This is a genomic window from Bacteroides sp. HMSC067B03, assembly GCF_001811315.1.
Lineage (GTDB): Bacteria > Bacteroidota > Bacteroidia > Bacteroidales > Bacteroidaceae > Bacteroides > Bacteroides faecis.
On the sequence record NZ_KV804319.1, the window covers coordinates 36398 to 63163 of the forward strand.

Genomic DNA, 26766 nt, shown 5'->3' on the forward strand with positions numbered 1-26766 from the left:
AAAGCAACAATATTCCTATTATATATAATGGAGAATGGAAAATGGAGAATGGAGAATAAAAAGACAGGCGATAACTATCTTTCATTCTTCGTCCTTCATTCTCTGTTTTTCGTCCATAATTCTTCATTCTTCATTCTCTGTTCTTCGTTCTTACTTGCAAATCTACAAATATTTCCGATAAGTTGGAGAGAAAATTATTTTTTCTACAATAAGTCCTTCTAAATAATAAGAGAAATTCCTACCTTTGCAGGCAAATTAACAAATAGGTAACATCTATTACAAAATGAGCGAAAAAGCACCCTTTATGGTATTCTCGGGAACTAACTCGAGATATCTTGCAGAGAAAATCTGCGCAAGTCTCAATTGTCCTCTGGGAAACATGAATATCACCCACTTTGCAGATGGTGAATTTGCTGTTTCTTACGAAGAATCAATTCGTGGCGCACATGTATTCCTTGTGCAGTCTACTTTCCCTAACTCAGACAACTTAATGGAACTTCTCCTGATGATCGATGCTGCAAAACGTGCATCTGCAAAGAGCGTTGTTGCCGTTATCCCTTATTTCGGATGGGCACGTCAGGACAGAAAAGACAAACCCCGCGTTTCTATCGGAGCAAAATTGGTAGCCGATCTGCTTTCAGTAGCAGGTATCGACCGACTGATTACCATGGATTTGCACGCAGACCAGATTCAGGGATTCTTCAATATCCCCGTAGACCACCTGTATGCATCAGCCGTATTCCTCCCTTATATCCAGTCACTGAAGCTGGAAGACCTGGTGATTGCTACACCGGATGTGGGTGGTTCAAAACGTGCCAGCACTTTCTCCAAATATCTCGGTGTGCCTCTGGTACTCTGCAACAAGTCACGTGAAAAAGCCAACGAAGTCGCTTCCATGCAAATCATCGGTGACGTGAAAGACAAAAATGTAGTATTGATCGATGATATCGTAGATACAGCAGGAACAATCACCAAAGCTGCCAATATCATGATGGAAGCCGGAGCTAAATCCGTACGTGCTATTGCCAGCCACTGTGTAATGTCTGACCCAGCTTCTTTCCGTGTGCAGGAATCCGGACTGACTGAAATGGTATTTACAGACAGTATCCCATACGCTAAGAAATGCGCGAAAGTGAAACAGCTGAGCATCGCTGATATGTTTGCTGAAACAATCAAGCGAGTTATGAATAACGAATCAATCAGTTCACAATACATCATTTAAATGATGAATGATGAATGAAGAATGAAAATAAGAAAGCCGGCTAAATTTGAACTTAGCCGGCTTTCTTATTATATTATATCAAACACTAAGAATTGAACTAGAAATGAGTGCGAATGTGCAACCAATTCTTCATTCCTCATTCTTCATTTTTAAAGAACTCTTCCCATCTTATAAGTTCCTTTTTTGATTACCTTCCCATCCTTATCGGTTTCAACAAAAGGACCATCTTTTTTTCCTTGTTTGAAGAAACCTTCGAAACGGTTACCGTCTTTATCGATCTGTACGCCTTGTCCTTCTTCCAGACCATCTACGAAACCACCTTTATATTGCATACCGGCAACAGTTTTCAGAGAGCCTTGACCGTGAGGGCGATTATCCTTCCAGTCGCCTTCGTACACATCTCCGTTGCTCCATTTGTAAGTACCTTTGCCTTCACGTTTGTTGTTTTTCCAGTCGCCTTCGTACACAGCACCGTTAGCCCACGTAAATGTACCTTTTCCGTCCTGCATGCCGTCCTTGAAATTACCTACATATTTATCACCGTTGGCATGGTAATAAACTCCAGCTCCGGTACGTTCACCTAAAAGATAAGAACCTTCGTAACGATCTCCTGTGTGGAAATAATAAGTACCCTTTCCGTGCTGGATATCATCTGCCCAGTCACCATCGTACTTATCTCCGTTGGTATATTCGAATACGCCTTTTCCATGACGCACATCATCTTTCCAGTCACCGTCATATTTGCAGCCGTCGTCCCAGTTCATGGTGCCTTTGCCGTTCTTCTTGTCATTCTTCCAGTGACCGCTGTATTTAGCACCGTTCGCCCATGTATAAGTACCTTCGCCTTCACGCTTGTCATTCGCCCAGTTGCCTACGTACAAGTCGCCATTATGATAATACATCGTTCCGGCACCATGCTGGTAGTCCTGAAACCACATACCGTCATAACGGTTATTATTCATAAAATAATAGATTCCTTTTCCATGTTGCTGGTCTTGAAACCACTGACCTTCATACTTCTCTCCATCCGGAAAAGAATAGATCCCGTAGCCTTCACGCTTTCCTTTTACATATTCCCCTTCGTAAACATCCCCATTCTTAAAAACCGTTTTCCCTTTTCCGTTCGGCTTGCGTCCTTTCATTTCTCCGGTGTAGACAGCACCATCTTTAAAGGTATAGTTCCCGATTTTTATTTCTGTAGAGAATGTATCTTTCAGCTTCCCGAAGAACCCGCCTTTACTGGTATTGTTATCTTGTGCCATCACTCCTCCCTGTGCAAGAAGAGCCAAAAAAAGTGTAGTATATAGATATTTCCTCATTGGTTTTACTCGTTACTCATTAAAATTACAATTTGGACAAAGATACAACTTCTATCCCAAAAAGTGCCATATCGGAAAGCAAATTATGACAACTTTTTACCAGCAATGACCTCTTTTAATGTCTCTTTGCACAAATAACGTTGTGCCAATTCCTGTATTTCCTGAGGCGTCACCTCATTCACAGCCTGCAGGGAACGGGAGAAATAGAGATCATCCAGCCCGGAAGTAGCAATGAAAATCCATGCATCCGATAGCGAGAAAGCCGATTCATAGCTGCGGCACATTTCTCCCAGCATATAGTTGCGCACCATGGTCAGTTCTTCCATCGGAACAAGTTCCTGATGCAGCTTGTCTATTTCGTGATATACTTCCTGTATCAGTGGTTCAACATATTCGTTATCCGTTTCTGTCGAAATGCCCAGCAAACCACTATCCGGATAAAACATAATTCCGGCAGAAATACCATAAGTATATCCTTTTTCCTCACGGATGTTGGACATCAGACGACTGCCAAAGTATCCTCCGAACAACGTCATCAGTACCCGTAACTTCAGAAAATCGGGATTCTGGCGGGTAATGGTAGTACACCCTAATTTCACCGCACTCTGCAATGCGTCTTCACGCTCTATGAAAATGCGTTTTTCGGCAACGGCGTTAAAAGAGAATTCCAGCTTTATCGCTTTCTGCTGATATTGACCAAAAGGAGTTCCGAAAGTATCGGTCACCCGCCGGATGGTATCTTCCGTCACCTTGCCTGACAGGAAAATAGAACAATTGCCCGAATGATAATGCCGGTCGTAGAAACTACGGAGAACCTCCGGCGTAATGGCATGGTAGTCTTCTTCCACAACGATTTGTCCACACGGGTGCTGTGCTCCGTAAAGAGTCTGCAACAGACCACGATGTGCCAGGAAATCGACTTTAGAAGTATTGACCAGGTATTGCTGGATATTCGTATCCAGAATGGTATGCAGTTCTTTCTCCGGAAACAGGGGTTCTTTCACCATCGATTCCACGACTTCCAGTGTTTTCGCCAGATACTTGTTCAGTGAGTAGACCGTGATATAAGCATACTCCGACGAACTGGACAATTCGAGCCATGAACCATAATAATCCAGTTTCTCCGCGATGATGGCTGCCGTATATTTCCGCGTACCCTCACGCAGCATCCGGTTCGTAAACAGTGCCTGCAACTTCTGTGACTGCTGCCAACGTCCTCCGGCAAAAAGAATATCAATACGGACTACCTCCTGTTCACCGGCATTGACTATAGCCAATGGGATACCATTCGGCAAAGTGGTCCGGACGGGAGGAAGTATATGGAATTTTTTCAGGGCTTGTATTTCAGGTTGTATTGTACGATCCATAAATCAGCTTCTGTTCTTCAAAAATTCTTCCGCATGTTTCAGATCTTGCGGTGTGTCGATTCCTATCGTTTCCACTTCACTGATACCTACCTTTATTTTATATCCATTCTCCAGCCAGCGCAACTGTTCCAATGATTCGGCCAGCTCCAGTGAGGATTGAGGGAGAGCGGTGATTTCCCTCAATACTTCGGTGCGATAGGCATACAGACCGATATGTTTGTAGTAGGTATGTCCTTTCAGCCAGTCTTCCCGGTCGGCATTACGCTGATACGGAATAATGGAACGGCTGAAATAAAGTGCATTCCAGTTCTTGTTGACCACCACTTTCGGCGAATTTACATTCTCCAGTACAGCAAACGGTTCGTCGGCTGTAAAAGGTTTTACTAACGTAGCAATCTGTGTAGTAGAGTCTTCAAAACAAGCCTTTACAGCATTCAGCTGGGAAGGCTGGATAAAAGGTTCGTCTCCCTGTATGTTGACTATCACATCAAAATCGCCACCAATCTTAGTACATGCTTCATAACAACGGTCTGTCCCGCTTTTATGATCGACGGAAGTCATCACCACTTTTCCTCCGAATGCTTTCACGGCAGCTTCAATGCGTTCGTCGTCGGTAGCTACATAGGCATCATCCAATACACCGGTCACTTGTTCGTACACACGTTGTATCACCGTCTTTCCTCCCAGCATAGCCAACGGTTTCGCAGGGAAACGGGTAGATGCATAACGGGCAGGTATAATTCCCAGAAATTTCATATCTGATTGTATTTTAATTCTTCTAATCCTTTCACGATATACTCTCTTTTCAAATCTTCCGGTCTTAAAATCCGGTCATCGTAAGAAAGCAAATCAATATCCAAGCTGACCTTTTCTTCCTTTTTATCTTCGGGACGGCGACCTGCGGACTGCTCAATAGCTTTCAGTTCTTTGCGCACCCTTTCTTCCTCTGCATCCGAAAAGAACATCGCCACCTGATTGGAGAATAATGCCGGACTTCTGAAGAATAAAGGACGTGTTTCCTGTTCGGAGGTAAAGCGGATGGTTGGAAACAAATCCACCAGTCTCCTGCGAGCCAGAAGAAGATTCTCTTTCCGGTTATAGTTACTTCCGATACAAATGACACACTTATGCACAACGGAAAATTTAATTAAACAAATCGTCCAGTCCTGTTTCTTCAAAGACCTCTCCGTCCGGTGTTTCCGAACCGGCACAAGGATCAAATCCTTCGGGAAGTTTGAACGTTTCCGTCTGGCTGTATCCTAAAGACGGATCGCCATAGACTTTCTTCATATAAGTTGCCCAGATAGGCAGCGCAGCGGCAGCTCCCTGTCCATAGGTCATTGTGCCGAAGTGAATATCACGTTCGTCACCTCCTACCCAGCAGCCGGACACCAATGAAGGAGTAAAGCCCATGAACCAGCTATCTGAGTTGTCATTGGTTGTACCGGTCTTACCACCCATATCAGCCGTAATTCCATAGCGACGTACACGTCCGCCGGTACCTTCGTTGATAACGGCACGAAGCATTACCAACATCTTATATGCACTCGAAACACTGATCACTTCTTCCATCTGCGGTGCAAATGTAGAGAGCACATTACCGTCACTGTCTTCGATGCGGGTAACGAACAGCGGAGCTACACGAATACCTTTGTTGGCAAAGGCTGTATAAGCACTGACCATTTCTCCGACAGAGATTTCGCAAGGTCCCAGACAAAGTGAAACAACGGGGTCGATCGCTTTGTTACGTACACCAAAACTATGAATCAGTCTCGCCAGGTTATAAGGATTCAGTTTGCCCATCAGATAAGCCGAAATCCAGTTGTCCGAATTAGCCAATCCCCATTTCAGGGTTACCATTTCACCATAGCGTTTATTGTTGGCATTACGGGGAGTCCATGCCTCTCCTGTTTCGGTAATCAGTGTTTGTTCCACATGGCGTACCTGATCACAAGGTGAGAATCCGTTCTCCATTGCCAGCGTATACAGATATGGTTTGATAGTAGAACCTACCTGGCGGCGTCCCACCATTGCCATATCATACTGGAAATACGTATAATTCGGTCCGCCTACATACGCCTTCACATATCCGTTCATCGGGTCCATCGACATGAATCCTGTACGCAAGAAGTGTTTGTAATAGCGAATAGAGTCCATCGGAGTCATAATCGTATCCTTTTCGCCCGCCCAAGTGAACACAGACATTTCCTGAGGAGTATCAAATGCTTTGCGAATCTCCTGTTCAGAAGCTCCTCCCGACTTCATAACGTTATACCGTTCAGTCTGTTTCATCGCTCTGGTCAGCAGTTCTTCCACCCGTGCCTGCGGCAAAGATCTTGCATACGGTGCATTCTTGCTTCCTTGTTTCTCCTTAAAAAACAGAGGTTGCAGGAAATCACCCAGATGCTCTTTTATCGCTTCTTCAGCATATTGCTGCATGTGCGAATTGATGGTTGTATAGATTTTCAGACCATCCGTGTAGATATTATAATTCGAACCGTCTTTCTTTTTATTTTTGGCACACCAGCCGTACAGAGGATTTGTTTCCCATGAGAGGGAGTCTTCATAATACTTCTGCATCTGCCAGCCGCGATAATCGCTCTTAACCGGTTTCTTGGCAATCATCACACCACGGAGATATTCGCGGAAATAAGTTGCCAGCCCCTCTTTGTGGTCGACACGGGTATATGCCAGTTTAAGCGGAAGTGCCTGCAGAGAATCACACTCCGCATCCGAAATGTAACCGGCTTTTTCCATTTGACGGAGTACGACATTACGACGTCCCAACGCATTTTCACGGATTTTCGGGTTTCGGGATACAGGATTATAACGGGACGGATTCTGGCACATTCCCACAAGCATCGCCGCCTGTTCTATCTTCAAATCTTTGGGCTCGCATCCGAAATAAGTAGATGCAGCCGTTTTTATACCGACAGCATTATTCAGGAAGTCGAACTTATTGAGATACATCGTCAGAATTTCTTCTTTCGTATAGTAACGTTCCAGTTTCACGGCAATCACCCATTCGATAGGCTTTTGCAGCAAACGCTGGATGGTATTGCTTGCCACTTTTTCCGTAAACAACTGTTTTGCCAGCTGCTGTGAGATCGTACTACCCCCACCCGCGCTTTTCTGCAACAACAAACCACGCTTGACGATAGCACGGAAAAGTGCCTTCGCATCAATACCGGAATGCTCGGCAAAGCGAACATCTTCCGTTGCAATCAGCGCATGGATAATATTCGGAGAAAGATCGGCATAGCTGCTGTACACACGATTGTTTTTTTCCATCGAGAATGTGCCCAGCACTTTCCCGTCTTCCGAGAAGACTTCCGTTGCAAATTTATAGTTGGGATTTTCCAGCTCTTCCACAGGAGGCATATAGCCTATCCAGCCCTTAGAAATAGAAACAAAGATAACCACAATAGCTACCAAAACAACTGCCAATAATATCCAAAGAGCTTTTATTATTTTTCGAACCATGTTTTTTCAGCTTAAAAAAAGATGCTTATAATTAAGTTGCAAAGGTAGATAAAATATAGCATACAGCAAACGAGTTTTTGATTTATTTGATATTTTAAAACCAATCGAAAAACTAAGCAAAAGAGAAAAAAAGAAAAACGAGAAAAGGAGAAAAAGAAATCCTGCATAAAAGAAAAAGACGAAAAGATCAGCCACGGATTTTTATGACTTGACTTCCCTTAAAACTAAACTATTCAGAAAGCAAAGCGGCGGCATTTTTTTCTCTTCTTTCTAAATAATTCTATTTCTTTAGAATAGAATTATATACTCTTCTCTTCTCTACTGGTTTTGATTGGTTTTTTGCGCCCTATCCATGGGCGTTTCAGAGCTTAGTTTTTTTTATTAAGCCATTTTTTTCACCGGATTTTCGTCAGCTGGAAGGCGGGAGAAATGAAGAATGACGAATGAAAAAATGCACAAAAAAGTACCCCGGATAAATATAACTGAGTTTAGCTCGGAGCTTAGCTTCACTCAGCTCGGGGCTTAGTTTAATTTATCCCGGTGCTTAACTTGATTCGCCTCGGTGCTTAACTTGATTCGTCTCGGTGCTTAACTTGATTCGCCTCGGGGCTCCGGTCCATTTATCCCCAAGCTGAAAAACGCAGACTATAAATTCCCGGCAATTCCCCTTAATTTACTAGAAATATTGTCGTCCAAATAGTTTGTATTCTACATTTTCTTCGTACCTTTACACTCCGGTAAAACAAGTTCTATCCACATAAAAGATAACAAAATGGAAAACAGAAGTTTAGTAACCATTGCCGAACATTCTAAAGAAAAAATCCTCTACATGCTCGAAATGGCGAAGCAGTTTGAAATGAACCCCAACCGCCGGTTATTGCAAGGTAAGGTAGTAGCAACCCTGTTCTTTGAACCTTCCACCCGCACCCGTTTGAGTTTCGAAACAGCAGCCAATCGCCTCGGCGCACGCGTTATCGGATTTACTGATCCGAAAGCAACCAGCTCCTCCAAAGGAGAAACACTCAAAGACACGATCATGATGGTAAGCAGCTATGCAGATATCATCGTTATGCGACACTATCTCGAAGGAGCTGCCCGTTATGCCAGCGAAGTAGCACCGGTACCCATCGTCAATGCGGGAGACGGAGCCAATCAGCACCCGTCACAAACGATGCTCGACCTCTACTCCATCTACAAAACGCAGGGAACACTGGAAAACCTGAATATCTTTCTGGTGGGAGACCTGAAATACGGTCGTACTGTCCACTCGCTGCTCATGGCGATGCGCCACTTCAACCCTACTTTCCATTTCATCGCTCCCGATGAACTGAAAATGCCGGAAGAGTATAAACTTTACTGCAAAGAACATCAGATTAAATACATCGAGCACACGGAATTTACCGAAGAAATCATCGCCGATGCCGACATTCTGTACATGACCCGTGTACAACGTGAGCGCTTCACCGACCTGATGGAATACGAACGAGTGAAAAATGTATATATCCTACGCAACAAGATGCTGGAAAACACCCGTCCGAACCTCCGCATCCTGCACCCGCTGCCCCGTGTCAACGAGATTGCTTACGATGTGGACAACAATCCGAAAGCATACTATTTCCAACAGGCACAAAACGGACTGTATGCCCGTGAAGCCATCCTTTGCGACGTGTTAGGTATCACATTAGAAGACGTTAAAAACGATATTTTATTATGAACGAAAATAAACAAGCATTGCAAGTAGCTGCCTTGAAAAACGGGACAGTGATTGACCATATCCCATCAGAAAAACTCTTTACTGTCGTACAACTCCTGGGTGTGGAGCAAATGAAGTGCAACATCACCATCGGCTTCAACCTCGACAGCAAAAAGCTAGGAAAAAAAGGCATCATCAAAATTGCCGACAAATTCTTCTGCGACGAAGAAATCAACCGTATATCGGTAGTAGCACCTTACGTCAAGCTGAACATCATCCGCGACTACGAGGTTGTCGAGAAGAAAGAAGTCAGAATGCCGGACGAACTGTACGGCATCGTAAAATGCGCCAATCCGAAATGTATCACGAACAACGAGCCTATGCCTACGTTATTCCATGTGATAGACAAGGATAACTGCATCGTGAAGTGCCATTATTGCGAAAAAGAACAGAAACGTGAGGAAATTTCTTTAATGGATAATGGAAAATGAAAAATGGATAATGAAGGAAATGTAGCACTAAAAGAAGCCAAGAAGTGAAACAAGACTGGAAACCGGGAACAATGATCTATCCGCTGCCTGCCGTATTGGTGAGTTGCGGAAAAGAAGAAAGTGAATACAACATTATCACAGTAGCATGGACGGGTACGATTTGCACTAACCCGCCCATGTGCTATATATCCGTACGACCGGAACGATATTCCTATGACATCATCAAGAAGAATATGGAGTTCGTTATCAATCTGACAACTAAAGATATGGCATTCCCCACCGACTGGTGCGGAGTACGTTCGGGACGGAATTACCGTAAATTTGAAGAGATGAAACTCACTCCGGGACGCTGTACCGTAGTCAGTGCACCACTGATCGAAGAGTCTCCCCTCTGCATCGAATGTCGTGTCAAGGAAATAGTTTCGCTCGGTTCACATGATATGTTCATTGCCGATGTGGTAAATGTCCGCGCAGACGACCGGAACCTGAATCCCGAAACCGGAAAGTTCGAGCTGGCAGAAGCAAACCCGTTAGTGTATGTGCACGGAGGATATTATGACCTGGGAGAAAAAATAGGGAAATTCGGCTGGAGTGTAGAAAAGAAGAATAAATAGAACCATGAATATACTGCGTAAACTCATTCTTTTCGGTTGGATGGCGATAGCATGCACAGCTTTCGGCAAGGATCGTAACGCAGATAAAGTGGAACGACCAAACACCAAGAAAGTAAACTTCGGCATCAAAGCCGGATTTAATTCTTCCATGTTCATGGTGTCCGAGCTGAAAATCAAAGACGTAACCATCGACGAAGTACAAAACAATTATAAGATCGGCTACTTCGGCGCACTCTTCATGCGCATCAATATGAAGAAGCATTTCATTCAGCCGGAAGTATCCTATAACGTCAGCAAAGGTGAGATTGTATTCGATAAGCTCGGCTCGCAACATCCTGCCGTCGAGCCCGACTATGCCTCCGTACAATCCGTTCTTCACAGCATTGATTTCCCAGTTCTCTACGGATATAATGTAGTGAAGAAAGGTCCTTACGGGATGTCAATCTTTGCCGGTCCCAAGCTCCGGTATCTATGGGGAAAACGGAATGAAATCACTTTCACAAACTTCGACCAGAAAGGGATTCATGAGAAGTTGTATCCGCTCAATGTGAGCGCCGTGATCGGTGTCGGTGTCAATATTTCCCGTATCTTTTTTGACTTCCGCTACGAGCAAGGGATAAGAAACATCTCCAAGTCGATTGTTTATGATAACATCAACTCCGACGGCAGCACAGGAGTCAGCCATATCATCTTCCGCCGTCGCGACAGTGCATTAAGCTTCTCGTTCGGATTTATCCTTTAACGGGCGGACACTACCGGAGCGGCCAATAAACTTTTGATAGCCGGCAACCGGCAAAAACAGGCATCCCCTATTCATTCTGTACGATAAATTATCCATTATCTATTAATTTCCTCCATTTACTAACATTTTTCTTATAGTTCCTTCGTTCTTTATTTATTTTCACTAACTTTGTGCGCTTAAAATAGGTATCTCGAATTAGAAATTTAATCTTACTTATAAAAAGAATGAAAAGAGACGACTTAATTTTCGATATCATCGAAAAAGAGCACCAACGTCAGCTGAAAGGTATCGAGCTGATTGCATCTGAAAACTTTGTAAGTGACCAGGTAATGCAGGCAATGGGTTCTTGCCTGACTAACAAGTACGCAGAAGGTTATCCGGGCAAACGTTACTACGGAGGTTGCGAAGTAGTTGACCAGAGCGAACAAATCGCTATCGACCGTCTGAAAGAGATCTTCGGCGCCGAATGGGCAAACGTACAACCGCATTCAGGAGCACAAGCCAATGCAGCAGTATTTCTGGCTGTATTGAATCCGGGCGACAAATTCATGGGATTAAACCTCGCACACGGCGGACACCTTTCTCACGGTTCATTAGTAAACACTTCCGGTATCATCTACACTCCTTGCGAATACAATCTGAATCAGGAAACCGGCCGCGTAGACTACGACCAAATGGAAGAAGTTGCTTTACGCGAAAAACCAAAAATGATTATCGGCGGCGGTTCTGCTTATTCCCGCGAATGGGACTACAAACGTATGCGTGAAATCGCAGACAAAGTAGGCGCTATCCTGATGATCGACATGGCTCACCCTGCGGGTCTGATCGCTGCCGGACTGTTGGAAAACCCGGTTAAATATGCACATATCGTCACTTCTACTACACATAAAACACTTCGCGGACCTCGTGGCGGTGTTATCCTGATGGGCAAAGACTTCCCTAATCCATGGGGAAAGAAAACTCCGAAGGGTGAGATCAAAATGATGTCTCAGTTACTGGATTCAGCTGTATTCCCCGGCGTACAGGGCGGACCATTGGAACACGTAATCGCTGCCAAAGCTGTAGCTTTCGGCGAAATCCTGCAACCGGAATACAAAGAATATGCAAAACAGGTACAAAAGAATGCTGCCGTACTGGCACAGGCTTTGATAGACCGTGGTTTTACAATCGTTTCCGGTGGTACGGACAATCACTCCATGTTGGTTGACCTGCGCAGCAAATACCCTGACCTGACAGGTAAAGTGGCAGAAAAAGCATTAGTTTCTGCTGATATTACCGTTAATAAGAACATGGTTCCGTTTGATAGCCGTTCTGCTTTCCAGACTTCCGGTATCCGTCTGGGTACTCCTGCTATCACTACTCGTGGTGCAAAAGAGGACCTGATGATCGAAATTGCCGAAATGATAGAAACAGTTCTGTCTAACGTGGAAAACGAAGAGGTTATCGCACAAGTACGTGCACGTGTCAACGAGACAATGAAGAAATATCCTCTTTTTGCTGATTAAGATTTTTTTTGTTGAAGGGTGTCGGTGATGTGAATCAGTAACATCTTTAATTGATAAATAATAATTGAGAATTAAAACCTGCTTTTCGAAAAGAAAAGCAGGTTTTGTTTTTTATTTATTAACAGTGCCGGGCAAACTATCTGCCCGAAAATACGTTTTCTTACTACAAAAAGAGAAATTGAAATACGCACTATACCTTCAGACAGCGACGACTTCAATCGTACAGTGTATCAGACAAGGTCAATATACCGGTACACTGGACTCTATATACAATCATCCCCGTCTTCCCAAAACATCAGAAGTGGAAAGACGGGGATTTATTTTCGATAACCCTATGCAGGCAGCAGCTTAGCTCAGACCTTCAATTTCTCCATCTACAATGTCGATATGCAACGCCTGTGGTTCTTTTGGCAGTCCCGGCATACGGAGAATTTCTCCTGCAATCGCCACAATCATTTCAGCACCGTTATTGATCACTATATCTTTAATATGGAACTCGAAATTATTTACGGCACCATAAATCTTCGGATCGGCTGAGAAGGAATACTGAGTCTTGGCGATACAAACCGGATAATGAGTGATGCCCATCTTCTCAATCAACTTGATACGGTTACGGGCAATGCTACTGTACGTAATGACGCTTGCCCCGTAAAGATTGGTAGCCACTTTCTCAATCTTCTGTTGGACGGTGTCTTCCTCTTTATACGTATAGCGCAAAGGTTCGGACGGGTTGTTCTCTATCGTATCGACTACGAGGCGTGCCATATCTACTGCTCCTTCACCACCTTCGCTGAACGCATTATTGATGGCGTAGCCTACTCCCAGCTGTTCGCAGTGTTCGCGCAGCATTTCCATTTCCTCGTCCGTGTCGGTAGCAAACTTATTGAAAGCTACCACCACCGTCTGACCGAAGGAACGAAGATTGCGAATGTGTTTATCCAGATTGCGCAAACCCTCTTTCAATCCTTCCATATTCGGTTCTTTGATACGGTCGAGGCTGACACCGCCGTGCATCTTCAAACCTTGTGCCGTAGCAACAATCACTGTCAGTTTGGGCTGGAGTCCGCTCTTGCGGCATTTGATATTATAGAACTTTTCAGCGCCAAGGTCTGCACCGAATCCGGCTTCTGTAATCACATAGTCACCGAATGACATTGCCAGTTTGGTGGCAAGAATGGAGTTACAGCCATGAGCGATATTGGCAAACGGTCCGCCGTGTACGAAAGCGGCAGTACCTTCGGTAGTCTGCACCAGATTCGGGTGGATGGCGTCTTTCAGCAATACCGTGATGGCTCCCGCTACTCCGAGGTCTTTCACTGTAAACGGCTGGTCATCGTATGTAAAGCCCAGAAGAATATTCTCTATGCGGCGGCGTAAATCTTCCACATCCCTGGAAAGACAGAGAATCGCCATAATCTCCGAAGCCGGAGTAATATCGAAACCTGACTCCTGTGTGATACCGTTCGACTTCGGTCCGAGTCCGACTACGATGCTGCGCAATGAACGGTCGTTCACGTCGAGCACCCGACGCCAGAGGATTTCTTTCAGTCCGAAACCTTTCGCCTGATTCTGATAAAGATAATTATCAAGCAAAGCGGAAATCATGTTATGCGCGGAAGTAATCGCATGGAAGTCTCCCGTAAAGTGGAGGTTGATCTTCTCCATCGGGAGCACCTGTGCATATCCTCCGCCCGCTGCTCCTCCCTTCATACCGAAGCAAGGACCGAGAGACGGTTCGCGCAAAGCGACAATCGCCTTCTTTCCGATTTTATTCAGTCCCAGAGCGAGACCGATAGATACGGTAGTTTTGCCGATACCCGCCTTTGTCGCTGTGATGGCAGTTACCAGAACGAGGTTACTTTTCTTCACTTTCTCCTCATCGATCAGTTGTTCGGGAATCTTCGCGATATAACGACCGTAATTTTCGACTTCTTCACGGGGAATTCCGATACCTTCGGCAACCTGCTTAATCTTCTTCAACTCGACACTGCGAGCTATTTCTATGTCTGATTTCATACAGAATATGATTAGTTTTATTTGAAGTGACAAAAGTATAACAAAAAAGCGAAACTGAGAAATTTAAAGCTTTCTCTGATTTCTCTCATTATTTCTGCACGGTTTTCAATTACTCAATTCCTAAAACCGTGTAATCCGCATAATCCTACCTAAAATATTTATAAACTATGACGATAACGAACATACTCTTCTAAACTCTTTCCGTACAAGAACTGTTGTTATTGACATAACCTAAACAAGAACAACATATATGGAATGGATTATTAACCAATTAAGGGATCACCCTGAACTCGCCATTTTTCTTACCTTATTCGCCGGCTTTTGGTTGGGCAGATTCAAAATAGGAAAATTTTCATTAGGTACAGTGACGAGCGTCCTTCTGGTCGGAGTGCTGGTGGGACAGTTGAACATTAGTGTAGACGGCCCGATGAAAGCTGTCTTTTTTCTACTGTTTTTATTCGCTGTGGGCTACAAAGTAGGTCCGCAATTCTTTCGCGGATTGAAGAAAGACGGATTGCCACAAGTAGGATTTGCCGTCCTGATGTGTATAGTCAGCCTCATCGCCCCGTGGATACTTGCCAAAATCATGGGCTACCACGTAGGCGAAGCTGCCGGATTGCTGGCAGGCTCACAGACCATCTCCGCAGTTATCGGTGTAGCAAGTGACACGATCAATCAGTTAAGTATCAGCGATGCACAGAAAGCGACATTTATCAATGCCATTCCTGTAGCATACGCTGTGACTTATATTTTCGGCACGGCAGGCTCCGCATGGATTCTCGCTTCACTCGGTCCTAAAATGCTGGGCGGACTGGACAAAGTGAAAGCTGACTGCAAAGAGCTGGAAGCCAAAATGGGTACTTCGGAAGCTGATGAACCGGGATTTTATACTGCTCTCCGCCCCGTCGTATTCCGTGCTTATAAAATTGAGAACAAATGGTTTGGCAAAGGAAAGACTGTCAGCGAACTGGAAAAGTATCTGATAGAAAACGATAAGCGACTGTTTGTAGAACGGGTGCGGCAAAAAGGCGTCATAGAAGAGGTTACTCCGGAGATGCTTCTACAGCCGGGCGATGAAGTGGTACTGAGCGGTCGCCGTGAATACGCCATCGGCGAAGAAGACTGGATCGGTCCGGAAGTGATCGATGCCCAACTGCTCGACTTTCCGGCAGAGACGCTTCCCGTCATGGTTACTCACCGTACGTTCGCCGGAGAAAAAGTCTCTACCGTCCGCGCACAGAAATTCATGCATGGAGTCAGTATCCGCAGCATCAAGCGGGCAGGAATCAACATTCCGGTACTTGCGCAGACAGTGATCGACTCCGGTGATATCCTTGAACTGACCGGAACAAAGTTCGAAGTGGAAACGGCTGCCAAGCAAATGGGTTACATTGACCGCCCTACCAACCAGACAGATATGATCTTTGTCGGCCTGGGTATCCTTATCGGTGGTCTGGTCGGTGCACTGGCCATACATTTGGGAGGTATCCCGATCAGCCTTTCCACCAGTGGAGGTGCCTTGATCGCAGGACTCGTTTTTGGTTGGCTGCGCAGCAAACGTCCCACCTTTGGCGGTATTCCCGAACCTTCGTTGTGGGTATTGAATAATGTAGGATTAAACATGTTCATCGCCGTTGTCGGCATCGCCGCAGGACCTAGTTTTGTGACGGGTTTCAAGGAAGTAGGATTCAGCCTGTTTATCGTCGGTGCACTCGCAACTGCCATTCCTCTTCTCAGCGGTTTGCTGATGGGAAGATATCTGTTTAAGTTCCACCCTGCCCTCACACTGGGATGTACAGCTGGAGCACGTACGACTACTGCCGCCCTGGGATACACCGTGACGTATGCCGTCGGAAATACCCTGCTGATCATCTGGGGAGTAGCTATCGTATTACTCATGTAGATATTAGTATAATGAATGTATCGTAAATCAAAATTAAGTATCAGAAAACAATAAAAACCATGATGGAAAAGAAAACAACTGGCACAGCTATCACCAAGAACTTTGCCAAAAAGATGGAAACGATCAGCCCTTTCGAACTTAAAAACAAGCTCATCGAAATGGCCGACGAAAGTATTAAGAAAATAGCCCATACCATGCTGAATGCAGGGCGGGGCAACCCGAACTGGATTGCCACCGAACCGCGTGAAGCCTTCTTCCTGCTGGGAAAATTCGGACTTTGCGAATGTCGCCGTGTCCTGTCGCTGGAAGAAGGAATAGCAGGCATCCCGCAGAAAGATGGAATAGCTGCCCGCTTCGAAGCCTTTCTCAAAGAAAACGAGAAGGAACCCGGAGCCAAGCTGCTGAAAGGGACCTATAATTATATGTTGATGGAACATGCCGCCGACCCGGATACACTGGTTCATGAATGGGCTGAATCGGTCATCGGCGACCAGTATCCCGTCCCCGACCGTATCCTGCACTTCACCGAGCTAATCGTACAGGACTATCTGGCGCAGGAAATGTGCGACCGTCGTCCGCCCAAAGGTACATTCGACCTCTTCGCTACCGAAGGGGGAACGGCTGCCATGTGCTACGTATTCGATTCATTGCAAGAAAACTTCCTGCTGAATCAGGGAGATTCCATCGCTCTGATGATTCCGGTCTTCACGCCTTACATCGAAATTCCCGAACTACGCCGTTATCAGTTTGACGTTACCGAAATATCCGCTGACCAAATGACACCGGACGGACTGCATACCTGGCAATATAAAGATGAAGACATTGACAAGCTGAAGAATCCGCAGATAAAAGCGTTGTTTATCACCAATCCGAGCAATCCGCCCAGTTACGCGCTCAATCCGGAAACAGTGGCACGCATCATCCATATTGTAAAGAATGATAATCCGAATCTGATGATTATCACAGATGATGTGTACGGAACGTTTATTCCCCATTTCCGTTCGTTGATGGCAGAATTGCCACACAATACACTTTGCGTCTATTCCTTCTCCAAATATTTCGGAGCTACAGGATGGAGAAATGCAGTCATTGCTTTACACGAAGACAACATCTACGACAAAATGATTGCCCGCCTGTCGGAGGAGCAAAAAGCAATCTTGAACAAACGCTACTCAAGCCTCGATTTGCACCCGGAGAAGATGAAGTTTATCGACCGCATGGTGGCCGACAGCCGCCAGATTGCATTAAACCATACCGCAGGACTTTCCCTGCCCCAACAAATGCAGATGAGCTTGTTTTCTGCCTTCGCCCTTCTTGACAAAGAAGACCGCTATAAGGCTAAAATGCAGGAAATCATTCACCGCCGCCTGCATGCGCTTTGGGACAATACCGGTTTCACACTGGTAGAGGACCCGCTACGTGCCGGATATTATTCGGAGATCGATATGCTGGTATGGGCGAAGAAATTTTATGGTGATGACTTCGTTGCTTACCTGCAAAAGACATACAATCCGCTGGATGTCGTTTTCCGGCTCGCCAACGAAACTTCATTGGTATTGCTGAACGGAGGCGGTTTTGCCGGACCGAAATGGAGTGTCCGTGTATCACTTGCCAATCTGAATGAGGCTGATTATGTGAAGATAGGAAAAAGCATCAAACGGGTACTGGAAGAGTATGCCAAAGTGTGGAAAGCGTCCATAGGATAAAACGGCCCGAACATTGATTACAGGGATATCCGAAAGGTGGTTGCAACCCATTGAATGACCGCCGACAATCGGGTATCCCTTCTGATCAAATAATCAAGTACTGCCACAAGACAAGGCATCATTTGAACCGGGAAGTATCCACCTCTTCCCTCTTCTTCTCCTTATATCCTCCGAATTTATAGTTGAAGGAGATACCGAATGCACGGGTCGTTTTCATATAGTGGTTCTTCACATTCTGTAATCCGTAGCGGACATTTGTCGAAATAGTAGAAGTATTGAATATGTCGTCGCACTTCACAGTCAGCTGTGCCTTTCCTTTTGCAAAAGTATAGCGGAGGGCTACATCCAGATTTCCGGAACGGGGAAGGTCGAAAATGCCTTGTATAGCCCTGTTCTGATAAAATCCGCTGAGGGTTAACTTTAAATCCGGTTTGGTGGAGAGAGTGAAGGTGTTGTTCATTGTCAGCACAAATGTATATAATTTGCGGTCAAACGGGATATCCCAAAAATCACTGTCTTTCTGACGATAGCGGAAACCGATCGCCGTCACACGTGAATCCAGCCATTTCTTCACTTTAAAGGGGACTACCATCACCAGTCCTGCCTGCTCCGAGAAATCGAAATTGAAGCATTTATAAATCTCGACCAGACGTTCCGGAGATTGGTAAAGAGTTTGCATCTCCTTGTTTTTCGTGCGGCTGTAATAAGCGGATAATACATATTTGCCCTTTAGGATATAGCTGAGGGTCGTCTCATAATTCGTTGCAGGTTTGAGGAAGGGATTTCCCTGAATTTCGGAGTAGGCACCCATATAGGAAGTGGAGTTCTGCATACTCCAGTATTCCGGGTATTCTTTGTCACTGCTCAATGAGAATTGCAGGATATGTCCCGGAGCAGGCAGATACGTCAGGTTGGCAACCGGGTAAAGGCTCCATTCATTCCACATATCCGTGTGATACTGCTCTGCTGCCAACGAAACATCTGCCGAAAGTTTTTCTCCGAAGCTCTTGCTGAGTCCGGCATAGAAGTTCACCGTCTGTTCGCGGCGTCGGGATTTCATATTATTGTCCGGTAACGGTGCTTCCGTTTCGGGGTCGTAATACATCTGATAACTGTTATCCAATGCCGTCGTATAGGCGACGCCGTAGTTCAGTCCCCAGTCTTTGCCCAATGTATGTTCCTGCCCGGCATAAAATCGCCATTGGTTGATCCGTTGGTTATCTCTGCTCAGAAAGTTCAGCGTTTCCTCTCCCAGTGTACTGTGGAGCAACTGACTTCCGGGAGAATGATAATAGGTAAATTCCGCACCGGCTTTCAGTCCGAAAGGAGTCTGATAGTCGAGCTTTGCATTATGAAGCTGTCCTTCCGAACGTGAATCGGTCACAGAATTTTGTGCACCGGTAACGGTGGCATAAGGCTTGACATCTGTGAAAGCTGTTGTATAAACCAAACTCAGCAAATGCTTGTCGGCAAATGCATAGTCCATGCCGAGACGCACCTGATGATTGTTGTGACGGGAAGTTGTGATGTCATACATATCCATCTGGTGTACCGAACCGTCGGCGAGCGTGTGAAGCGCTTCTTTATCCGTCTCCCGCCGTTCGCGGCTGTAAGAGTAAGAGTAGAGAAGATCAGCAGAGAATTTGCGTCCGGAGTACAGGAGGCTTCCACGCTCTGCCAAAGATTCGTAATGCAACTGGCTATAAGAGGTATATAGTTCACCTTGAAGGGAAGGTTCCTTTCCTGTGCCCGAAGTCAGTACCAGGTTAATCATCGGTCCGCGTACCTGATAGCGGGCCGGAGCCGAGTACATCACTTCCGCCTTTTCAATCCGGCTGACCGGCATTGATTTCAGCAGGTCATTCAATTGTTCCACAGACAGGGTACTTACCTTTCCGTTGATGACCACTGTTACCGGTTGTCCTCCCAATGTCATTCCATCGTTCATAGCGACAACGCCCGGAAGGTTCTTTACCGCATCGTAAGCATTGTCCACCGGGAGGTTGCTCACCAGTCGCGGAACATCGTACACCAGTTTCCCCTGTTCCGCTTTCACTACCGGACGCTCTCCGGTAATCATCACTTCGGGAAGTTCCCTGAACAGACTGTCTATATATGCTACGTTTTTTACGCTGTCGGCAGGTTCTCGTACCGGCTGTACCTGCTGCGCAGAAGCATACATCCAATATAGGAAAAGTAACAAAAGCAGTAAGTAAGTTCGTTTCATATCGCATTTATTTTTGAGTATGCTGCAAAATACGGGAGAAAAAGTGAAACTTTACGTTATCACCGGCTTATCTAGTGTTATTTAGTCTTATCAAAGAGAAGAAAAATAACAGTTTCATACTATCTTTGTCCGTATGAAACTACCGTTGAAACATATCATTATCCTTGTCATCTGCTCGCTGACAGGCATCTTTGTTTACCAAACCTATTGGTTGACGGGACTTTACCGTACAATGAAACAGGAAATGAACAATCATATCAAGGATGCAATGCGTACGAGCGACTTCAATGAAATCGTGCTTCGTGTCAACGAATTGCAAAAAGACAATGTAGAACACGGATCGGTCACCGTTTCCGCCGGATACAGTGACGACGGAAAAGCGCTGGTAACAAGCCAGACCATCTCTTATACGGACAGTACCTACAAAGACACCCTGCACACGCGAACGGAAACGGCAGTAGATACATTGGCGGTTAACAATACTGACCCCGAAGCCAGAGCCATCGCCTCCAGCGAAAGCGGACTCGATGTATTATTAAAGAAAGAAGACTCGATGAAAGAACTTTTACTCAGCGTCCAACAGGGTATGCATTCGGGTGTGGATACCTATATCGACATCAACCTGCAAAAATATGACAGCCTCCTTACCGATGTATTGAAAGCACACAACATAGATGTTCCTCATCACATCTTATATATATACACCGGAACCGCAATGGATTCATCAAAAATATATATAGATACGCTGGGTATCGCAGGAGACAGCAGTTATATCCCCAGCCCGAAAGCTATCCGCTACGACTACGAATTCAACAGACATCACAGCCAACGCTATCAACTGATAATGGAACCGATCACTTCTCTGGTATGGAAGCAAATGACCGGAATTCTGGTCACTTCATTTGTTATCTTCCTCATCCTGGGATTCTCCTTTTGGTTTCTCATCCGGACACTGCTGAGACAAAAGACACTGGAGGAGATGAAGAGCAACTTTACCAATAACATCACGCATGAATTAAAAACTCCGATCGCCGTAGCTTATGCCGCCAATGATGCGCTGCTGAATTTCAACCAAGCGGAGGAGAAGAGTAAGCGTGACCAGTACCTACGCATCAGTCAGGAGCAGTTGCAACGTTTGAGCGGGCTCGTTGAACAGATTCTTTCCATGAGCATGGAAAGTCGCAAGACATTCAGACTGCACCCCGAAGAGATTCATCTGAAAGAACTGATTACTTCTTTAATAGAGCAGCACCAACTTAAAGCTGATAAAACCGTACACGTAACTCTGGAAATAAATCCCGAATCACTGACCCTTGTTGCAGACCGCACCCACTTCAACAACATCATCAGCAATCTGATTGACAATGCAGTGAAGTACTCCAAAGAGTCTGCCGAAATAACAATCTGCTGCCGCCAGACAGAACAAACGGTATGCATCACTGTTACCGACCGGGGAATAGGCATTCCACCCGATAAACAGAAACATATATTCGACAAATTCTATCGGGTTCCGACAGGCAATCTTCATAATGTGAAAGGATACGGTTTAGGACTTTTCTATGTCAAAAGTATGGTCGAAAAGCATGGAGGTACCATCTCCGTGAAAAGTGAACCGGGCAAAGGAACTACATTTACCATTATCTTATAAAAAAGTGCATTTACTTTATAATAAGTCAACATCATGAGTAAAAACGAAATTACAGTACTATTGGTAGAGGACGAAGTGACACTCGCTATGATCATCAAAGATACACTGGAAGAAAGCGGCTTTACAATTCATACGGCAGGAGACGGAGAAGAAGGATTACATCTTTTCTTTGAACTACGCCCGGATGTATTGGTCGCCGACGTGATGATGCCGAAAATGGATGGATTCGAAATGGTGCGCCGTATCCGGCAAACAGACAAACAAACACCCGTTTTGTTTCTGACTGCCCGTTCGGCCATCAATGATGTGGTAGAAGGTTTTGAACTTGGAGCCAACGACTATTTGAAAAAGCCTTTTGGCATGCAAGAGCTCATTATCCGCATCAAGGCGCTAATGGGGAAAGCGTTCAGCTTCACAGAGCAAAAGCCCTCCAGTCGCTTTGAGATAGGCAGCTACTTGTTCGATCCCGTTGCACAAACTCTATTGCGTGCCGGAGAGAGGCAGGAACTCTCCCACCGGGAATCTGAAATATTAAAACGTCTTTGCGAAAACCGGAATCAGGTAGTCAACACGCAAGATGTACTGCTTGACCTCTGGGGAGATGACAGCTTTTTCAATTCCCGAAGTCTGCATGTGTTCATTACTAAACTACGGCATAAATTATCACAGGATGAGCAAATCCGGATCGTTAATGTGCGGGGAATCGGCTATAAATTAATAGCTACTTGAATCAAAAAAACATGGTGTCACTATACCAGTGATATAGTGTCACTATCCTGCCGGGATACTTACACCATCCTGTCAGGATAGTGACACCATGTTTAAAATGGATTTTTCTCTAAGAAAACATAACGGAAACAAGCAGTCATACTAATATTTTCTATCTTTGTCATCAATCAACCTTTACGAAGATGAAAAAACTGATTCTATTTCTTTCGCTGGTATTATCGGTCGGTTTTGCATCCGCACAGTCGGAAGTTCCTTCCGATAGTATTCGTCGTACCCCTTCAAGCAATATGAAGGAATTTGGCGGCTTCCTGCTGGACATGGGATTAATGAATGTGGCACCTCCCAAACTTCCGAAACTCAATCTGGACATACCGGATGTAAGTAAAGATTACAATCAGATATTCCGTCTGAATACAGACGCAACCTATACCCAGGGATTCACTGACGCATTTTCTTCTCCTTTCTCCGGTTTCGGATATGGGTATGGATGGGGGTTGTCGTCTTCACCGCAATTCATGCAAATGGGAACCTTCAAGCTGAAAAATGGATGGAAAATCAATACATACGGAGACTATGATAAAGACGGATGGAAAGTACCCAACCGTAGTGCTATGCCTTGGGAAAAAAATAACTTCCGGGGAGCATTCGAACTGAAATCTTCAAATGGTAATTTCGGTATCCGGATTGAAGTTCAGCAAGGAAGGAATGGGCTCTATTAATCACCCTATAATAATGAAATATTATAATAGCAAATAATACTTTTACAAGTAATTTCAATTTAGCTATTAGCATAATCTGATTAGCTATTAGCTTATCAGATTATGCTAATAGCTAATCAAATTATCTTCGTCAGGCACTTCCGACTATCAATAACAAATGCAGTTACTACTTCTTTTTTGTTCATTTTGATTCAAAGGCCCTGTCCGCTGCACACATTGCATCCGCTATACGGTCACACCATGAATCGAACTCCGGATCAGGAGTCTGCGTTTCAGGATGTGAAAGCATGTATTGAACTGCCTGCCTTAAACCGTCTGCCATTGAGGTAGTACAGATAAAATCCGGAACAAGACGTTTTATTTTCGAATTATCGAAGACTACAGTAGCTGCTTTGTCTCCCAACAGTTCGCCTCTAAAATCATAGTTTTCTCCATGCCGTGCAAGGAAATCGGAAGCCACATGCAAGGCGTTCAACGGTTTTCCCAGTGCATCGGCAATGGTTTGATAAATCTGGTTCCAAGTCATACTCTCATCAGTAGTTATATGGAAGGCATTTCCGATTGCATGAGGATTTGCCATAAGTCCAACGTATCCTTTGGCAAAATCTCTGGAATGAGTCAATGTCCACAATGAACTGCCATCGCCGGGAATAATCACAGGTTTCCCGTCAAGAATCCGTTTCAGAATCTGCCAGTTGCCGTTATTTCCATGCAGGCTTACAGGAGGTTTCGTTCCATTATAAGTATGACTGGGACGAACAATCGTAACCGGAAAACCGGTTGTCCGGTATGCTGCCATCAACACTTCTTCGGCTGCGATCTTATGCCGTGAATACTGCCAGTAAGGATTCACCAGAGGAGTGCTTTCTGTAATACGGTAATCAGCCAACGGCTTTTGATAGGCGGATGCACTACTGATAAAAATATATTGCTTCGTCTTATCCCGGAACAGACGAATGTCACGTTCTACATCTTCTGCCGTATAAGCAATGAACTGGGCAACCACATCATAACTTTCATCTGTGACAGCCTTCGCTACGGCTTCCTCATCATGAATGTCGGCAATGATACTACGCATGCCTTCGGGCAGTTTCCTTGAACCTCGGTTGAGCAGTGTAATCTCCCACCCTCTCTGTTGTGCCAACTCTACTACATCGGCACTGATGGTACCGGTCCCTCCAATGAATAATGCTTTCATAAAACAAGTCTTTTAAAATTCGCAGGAACAAATATATCAATTCTGTTATTTACATCCTTGCTATTATTCCGTTTTTTTGTTTCTGATACGCTAATCTTGATAGTAAATGTAAGTTTGCATCCGGTCGGCTGCCAACGTTGTATACAAATTACTGAATCTTATACCCAAATTACAGTTTTACAAATCCGGAATGAAAAAGATACATTTAAAAGCTTTATCTTTGTGACAGATCAAAACTGCAAGCCGTATGGAAGAAATTACAAAAATAGAAAGTATTGACCAGTATGACCAACTGTTCGGACTAGAGACTTTACACCCGTTAGTGAATGTAATCGACTTTTCGAAAGCGACAAAGACGGTAGAATACTACCGTATGAATATCGGATTCTACTCTCTGTTTCTGAAAGAAGCAAAATGTGGCGATCTCAGATACGGACGGAAATATTATGATTATCAAGAAGGAACCGTCGTCTGCATGGCTCCGGGGCAGGTAGTCGGGATAGACAATCGTAAACAAACCCCGCCCCGCACCAAATCTATCGGTCTTTTATTTCATCCCGATTTAATTCGGGGAACTTCTTTAGGACAGAACATCAAACACTACAGCTTCTTCTCTTATGAAGTGAATGAAGCATTGCATCTCTCCGAACAGGAAAAGGAAATTGTGACCGACTGTATTCACAAAATACAAATCGAGCTGGAACATGCTATCGATAAACATAGCAAACAGCTCATTGTCCGCAATATAGAGCTATTGCTCGACTATTGCATGCGCTTCTACGAACGGCAATTCATCACACGCAACCAAGCCAATAAAGACATCATCGTTAAGTTTGAACAGTTATTGGACGAGTATTTTCAAAATCAAGTTGCACTCACCGAAGGGCTTCCTTCTGTCAAATACTTTGCGGATAAAGTCTGCCTTTCCCCCAATTATTTCGGTGACCTGATCAAGAAAGAAACAGGAAAAACAGCACAGGAATACATCCAGTACCGAATCATAGAACTTGCCAAAGAACGGATATTGGAAGGTAACCAGACGGTCAGCCAGATTGCCTATGAACTGGGATTCCAGTATCCGCAACATTTCAGCCGGTTGTTCAAGAAGAATGTCGGATGCACACCAAACGAATATAAGCAACAGAGCTAAAACAGCTCCATAAATCAGGATATTATTTACGTCATGGGAGATAAAGTACTTAAATTAGGAAGTGTGCATCAATGCAATTGTTGCTTGGGAGGTAAGACACTGCACCCTCTGGTCAGTGTCATCGACCTCTCAAAAGCCGACCTATCATCCCATACAGATTTTAAATTCGGATTTTATACGATTCTGTTGGGTGAATGCAAATGTGAAGCATGCAGATACGGACATCAGTACTACGACTTCTCAGACGGAACACTTATCTGCCTGACTCCCGGAGAATCAATCAGCATGAAAGATAGTAACAACACGCGTCCTTCCAAGGGATGGATACTGGCGTTTCATCCCGACCTGATCTGTGGCACTGCCCTCGGAGCGAATATCCGTGACTATACTTTCTTCTCTTATCGCCCCGAAGAAGCACTGCATATTTCATTACGTGAGAAGCAGGTTATACTGGAGCTTCTGGATAAAATAAACCAGGAACTGCAACGCTGTATCGATTGCTATAGCCAGAAAATTATTTCTAAATATATCGAACTATTGCTCGATTATTGCGAACGCTTCTACGAACGCCAGTTTATCACCCGCAATGAAGCAAACAAACAGATTATCGGACGGTTCAATCGTCTTTTAGATCATCATTTCCATACGATACAAAGTCAATCCGCCGACCTTCCTACCATTGAAGATTGTGCCGGAAGCCTCCATTTATCTCCTGCATATTTTAATGATTTGCTGGAATATGAAACAGGAAAATCATTTAAAGAATATCTCCAGTTCAAACGTTTCGAAACAGCTAAAGACTGGCTGATAAATACTGATAAGCCGCTTAACCAGATAGCGCAGGAACTCGGCTTCCGGAATGCTCAGTATTTTAGCCGCCTGTTTAAGAAGATGACCGGCTGCCCACCGAATGATTTCAGAATGCCTAACTGATTTATATGCTCTTCTTCCAGATGACTCTAGAACAGAAGAAAACCTTTAATAAAAATATATTTGAGACTTCAAATTCTTAATCAATGTTATAAAACATACGA

The 26766-nt window shown here is 44.7% G+C and carries 22 protein-coding genes; 14 read left to right on the forward strand and 8 right to left on the reverse strand.

Translation table 11 applies throughout. The features are described 5' to 3' along the window. Positions 1-283: 283 nt before the first annotated feature. On the forward strand, positions 284-1222 hold the full coding sequence (locus HMPREF2794_RS07515) for a ribose-phosphate pyrophosphokinase (protein ID WP_008761422.1): 939 nt from the start codon (positions 284-286) through the stop codon (positions 1220-1222). A gap of 149 nt (positions 1223-1371) precedes the next feature. Here HMPREF2794_RS07515 and HMPREF2794_RS07520 read toward each other — a convergent pair whose 3' ends face one another. From HMPREF2794_RS07520 to HMPREF2794_RS07540, 5 genes are all read right to left on the reverse strand, one after another. Beyond that, positions 1372-2541: an MORN repeat-containing protein gene (locus tag HMPREF2794_RS07520; RefSeq protein WP_010538157.1), complete on the reverse strand. Its 1170-nt coding sequence runs from the start codon at positions 2539-2541 to the stop codon at positions 1372-1374. Positions 2542-2624: 83 nt separating this feature from the next. Then, the gene (locus HMPREF2794_RS07525) at positions 2625-3908 is read right to left on the reverse strand and encodes a M16 family metallopeptidase (protein ID WP_010538158.1); all 1284 of its coding nucleotides are present in this window, start codon (positions 3906-3908) and stop codon (positions 2625-2627) included. 3 nt (positions 3909-3911) lie between these two features. Then, positions 3912-4664 carry a 3-deoxy-manno-octulosonate cytidylyltransferase gene (gene kdsB, locus HMPREF2794_RS07530; RefSeq protein ID WP_010538159.1) on the reverse strand — a complete coding sequence of 251 codons (753 nt, stop codon included), beginning with the start codon at positions 4662-4664 and terminating at the stop codon, positions 3912-3914. Next, positions 4661-5041 (reverse strand): 2-amino-4-hydroxy-6-hydroxymethyldihydropteridine diphosphokinase, encoded by a 381-nt coding sequence (locus HMPREF2794_RS07535; protein WP_022301509.1) that lies wholly within the window; start codon positions 5039-5041, stop codon positions 4661-4663. The genes kdsB and HMPREF2794_RS07535 overlap by 4 nt, the downstream gene beginning before the upstream one ends. A gap of 10 nt (positions 5042-5051) precedes the next feature. Further along, positions 5052-7391, reverse strand: a complete 2340-nt coding sequence (locus HMPREF2794_RS07540) for a transglycosylase domain-containing protein (RefSeq protein ID WP_010538161.1) — start codon at positions 7389-7391, stop codon at positions 5052-5054. Between the two features lie 772 nt (positions 7392-8163). Between HMPREF2794_RS07540 and pyrB the strand changes: the two genes are divergently transcribed. From pyrB to HMPREF2794_RS28875, 6 genes are all read left to right on the forward strand, one after another. Then, the gene (gene pyrB / locus HMPREF2794_RS07545) at positions 8164-9105 is read left to right on the forward strand and encodes an aspartate carbamoyltransferase (protein WP_008761416.1); all 942 of its coding nucleotides are present in this window, start codon (positions 8164-8166) and stop codon (positions 9103-9105) included. Continuing rightward, a complete protein-coding gene (pyrI, locus tag HMPREF2794_RS07550; RefSeq protein WP_010538162.1) occupies positions 9102-9575 on the forward strand; it encodes an aspartate carbamoyltransferase regulatory subunit in 474 nt (157 codons plus the stop codon). The genes pyrB and pyrI overlap by 4 nt, the downstream gene beginning before the upstream one ends. A 44-nt stretch (positions 9576-9619) precedes the next feature. Then, on the forward strand, positions 9620-10189 hold the full coding sequence (locus HMPREF2794_RS07555) for a flavin reductase family protein (protein ID WP_070751281.1): 570 nt from the start codon (positions 9620-9622) through the stop codon (positions 10187-10189). 4 nt (positions 10190-10193) lie between these two features. After that, positions 10194-10931 (forward strand): porin family protein, encoded by a 738-nt coding sequence (locus HMPREF2794_RS07560; RefSeq protein ID WP_010538164.1) that lies wholly within the window; start codon positions 10194-10196, stop codon positions 10929-10931. Between the two features lie 224 nt (positions 10932-11155). Continuing rightward, positions 11156-12436 (forward strand): serine hydroxymethyltransferase, encoded by a 1281-nt coding sequence (glyA, locus tag HMPREF2794_RS07565; protein WP_055269449.1) that lies wholly within the window; start codon positions 11156-11158, stop codon positions 12434-12436. Between the two features lie 178 nt (positions 12437-12614). Next, positions 12615-12788 (forward strand): hypothetical protein, encoded by a 174-nt coding sequence (locus HMPREF2794_RS28875; protein ID WP_153880824.1) that lies wholly within the window; start codon positions 12615-12617, stop codon positions 12786-12788. Here the strand turns inward: HMPREF2794_RS28875 and HMPREF2794_RS07575 are convergent. Then, a complete protein-coding gene (locus HMPREF2794_RS07575; protein WP_010538167.1) occupies positions 12785-14452 on the reverse strand; it encodes a formate--tetrahydrofolate ligase in 1668 nt (555 codons plus the stop codon). The genes HMPREF2794_RS28875 and HMPREF2794_RS07575 overlap by 4 nt on opposite strands. A gap of 250 nt (positions 14453-14702) precedes the next feature. Between HMPREF2794_RS07575 and aspT the strand changes: the two genes are divergently transcribed. Then, positions 14703-16355, forward strand: coding sequence for an aspartate-alanine antiporter (gene aspT / locus HMPREF2794_RS07580; protein ID WP_070751283.1), 1653 nt, complete (start codon positions 14703-14705; stop codon positions 16353-16355). Between the two features lie 62 nt (positions 16356-16417). Continuing rightward, positions 16418-18061, forward strand: coding sequence for an aspartate 4-decarboxylase (gene aspD / locus HMPREF2794_RS07585; RefSeq protein ID WP_029425569.1), 1644 nt, complete (start codon positions 16418-16420; stop codon positions 18059-18061). A 118-nt stretch (positions 18062-18179) separates the two neighbouring features. On the opposite strand, the gene HMPREF2794_RS07590 is transcribed toward aspD, so the two are convergent. Then, the gene (locus HMPREF2794_RS07590; RefSeq protein ID WP_055269448.1) at positions 18180-20288 is read right to left on the reverse strand and encodes an outer membrane beta-barrel protein; all 2109 of its coding nucleotides are present in this window, start codon (positions 20286-20288) and stop codon (positions 18180-18182) included. Positions 20289-20421: 133 nt separating this feature from the next. Between HMPREF2794_RS07590 and HMPREF2794_RS07595 the strand changes: the two genes are divergently transcribed. The 3 genes from HMPREF2794_RS07595 to HMPREF2794_RS07605 all read left to right on the forward strand — a co-directional run bounded on the left by HMPREF2794_RS07595 (position 20422) and on the right by HMPREF2794_RS07605 (position 23384). After that, a complete protein-coding gene (locus HMPREF2794_RS07595) occupies positions 20422-21936 on the forward strand; it encodes a sensor histidine kinase (RefSeq protein ID WP_055269447.1) in 1515 nt (504 codons plus the stop codon). 33 nt (positions 21937-21969) lie between these two features. Continuing rightward, a complete protein-coding gene (locus HMPREF2794_RS07600) occupies positions 21970-22665 on the forward strand; it encodes a response regulator transcription factor (protein WP_010538172.1) in 696 nt (231 codons plus the stop codon). Between the two features lie 182 nt (positions 22666-22847). Next, positions 22848-23384, forward strand: coding sequence for a hypothetical protein (locus tag HMPREF2794_RS07605; protein ID WP_010538173.1), 537 nt, complete (start codon positions 22848-22850; stop codon positions 23382-23384). Between the two features lie 181 nt (positions 23385-23565). Here the strand turns inward: HMPREF2794_RS07605 and HMPREF2794_RS07610 are convergent, their stop codons facing one another. Continuing rightward, entirely contained in the window at positions 23566-24582 is a 1017-nt protein-coding gene (locus HMPREF2794_RS07610) for an SDR family oxidoreductase (protein WP_055269446.1), read from the reverse strand. Positions 24583-24829: 247 nt separating this feature from the next. Here HMPREF2794_RS07610 and HMPREF2794_RS07615 point away from each other — a divergent pair, with 247 nt between their 5' ends. Together HMPREF2794_RS07615 and HMPREF2794_RS07620 are read left to right on the forward strand one after the other, a co-directional pair. Beyond that, on the forward strand, positions 24830-25732 hold the full coding sequence (locus HMPREF2794_RS07615) for a helix-turn-helix domain-containing protein (protein WP_055269445.1): 903 nt from the start codon (positions 24830-24832) through the stop codon (positions 25730-25732). Between the two features lie 33 nt (positions 25733-25765). Further along, positions 25766-26665: a helix-turn-helix domain-containing protein gene (locus tag HMPREF2794_RS07620; RefSeq protein ID WP_010538176.1), complete on the forward strand. Its 900-nt coding sequence runs from the start codon at positions 25766-25768 to the stop codon at positions 26663-26665. Positions 26666-26766 lie beyond the last annotated feature (101 nt).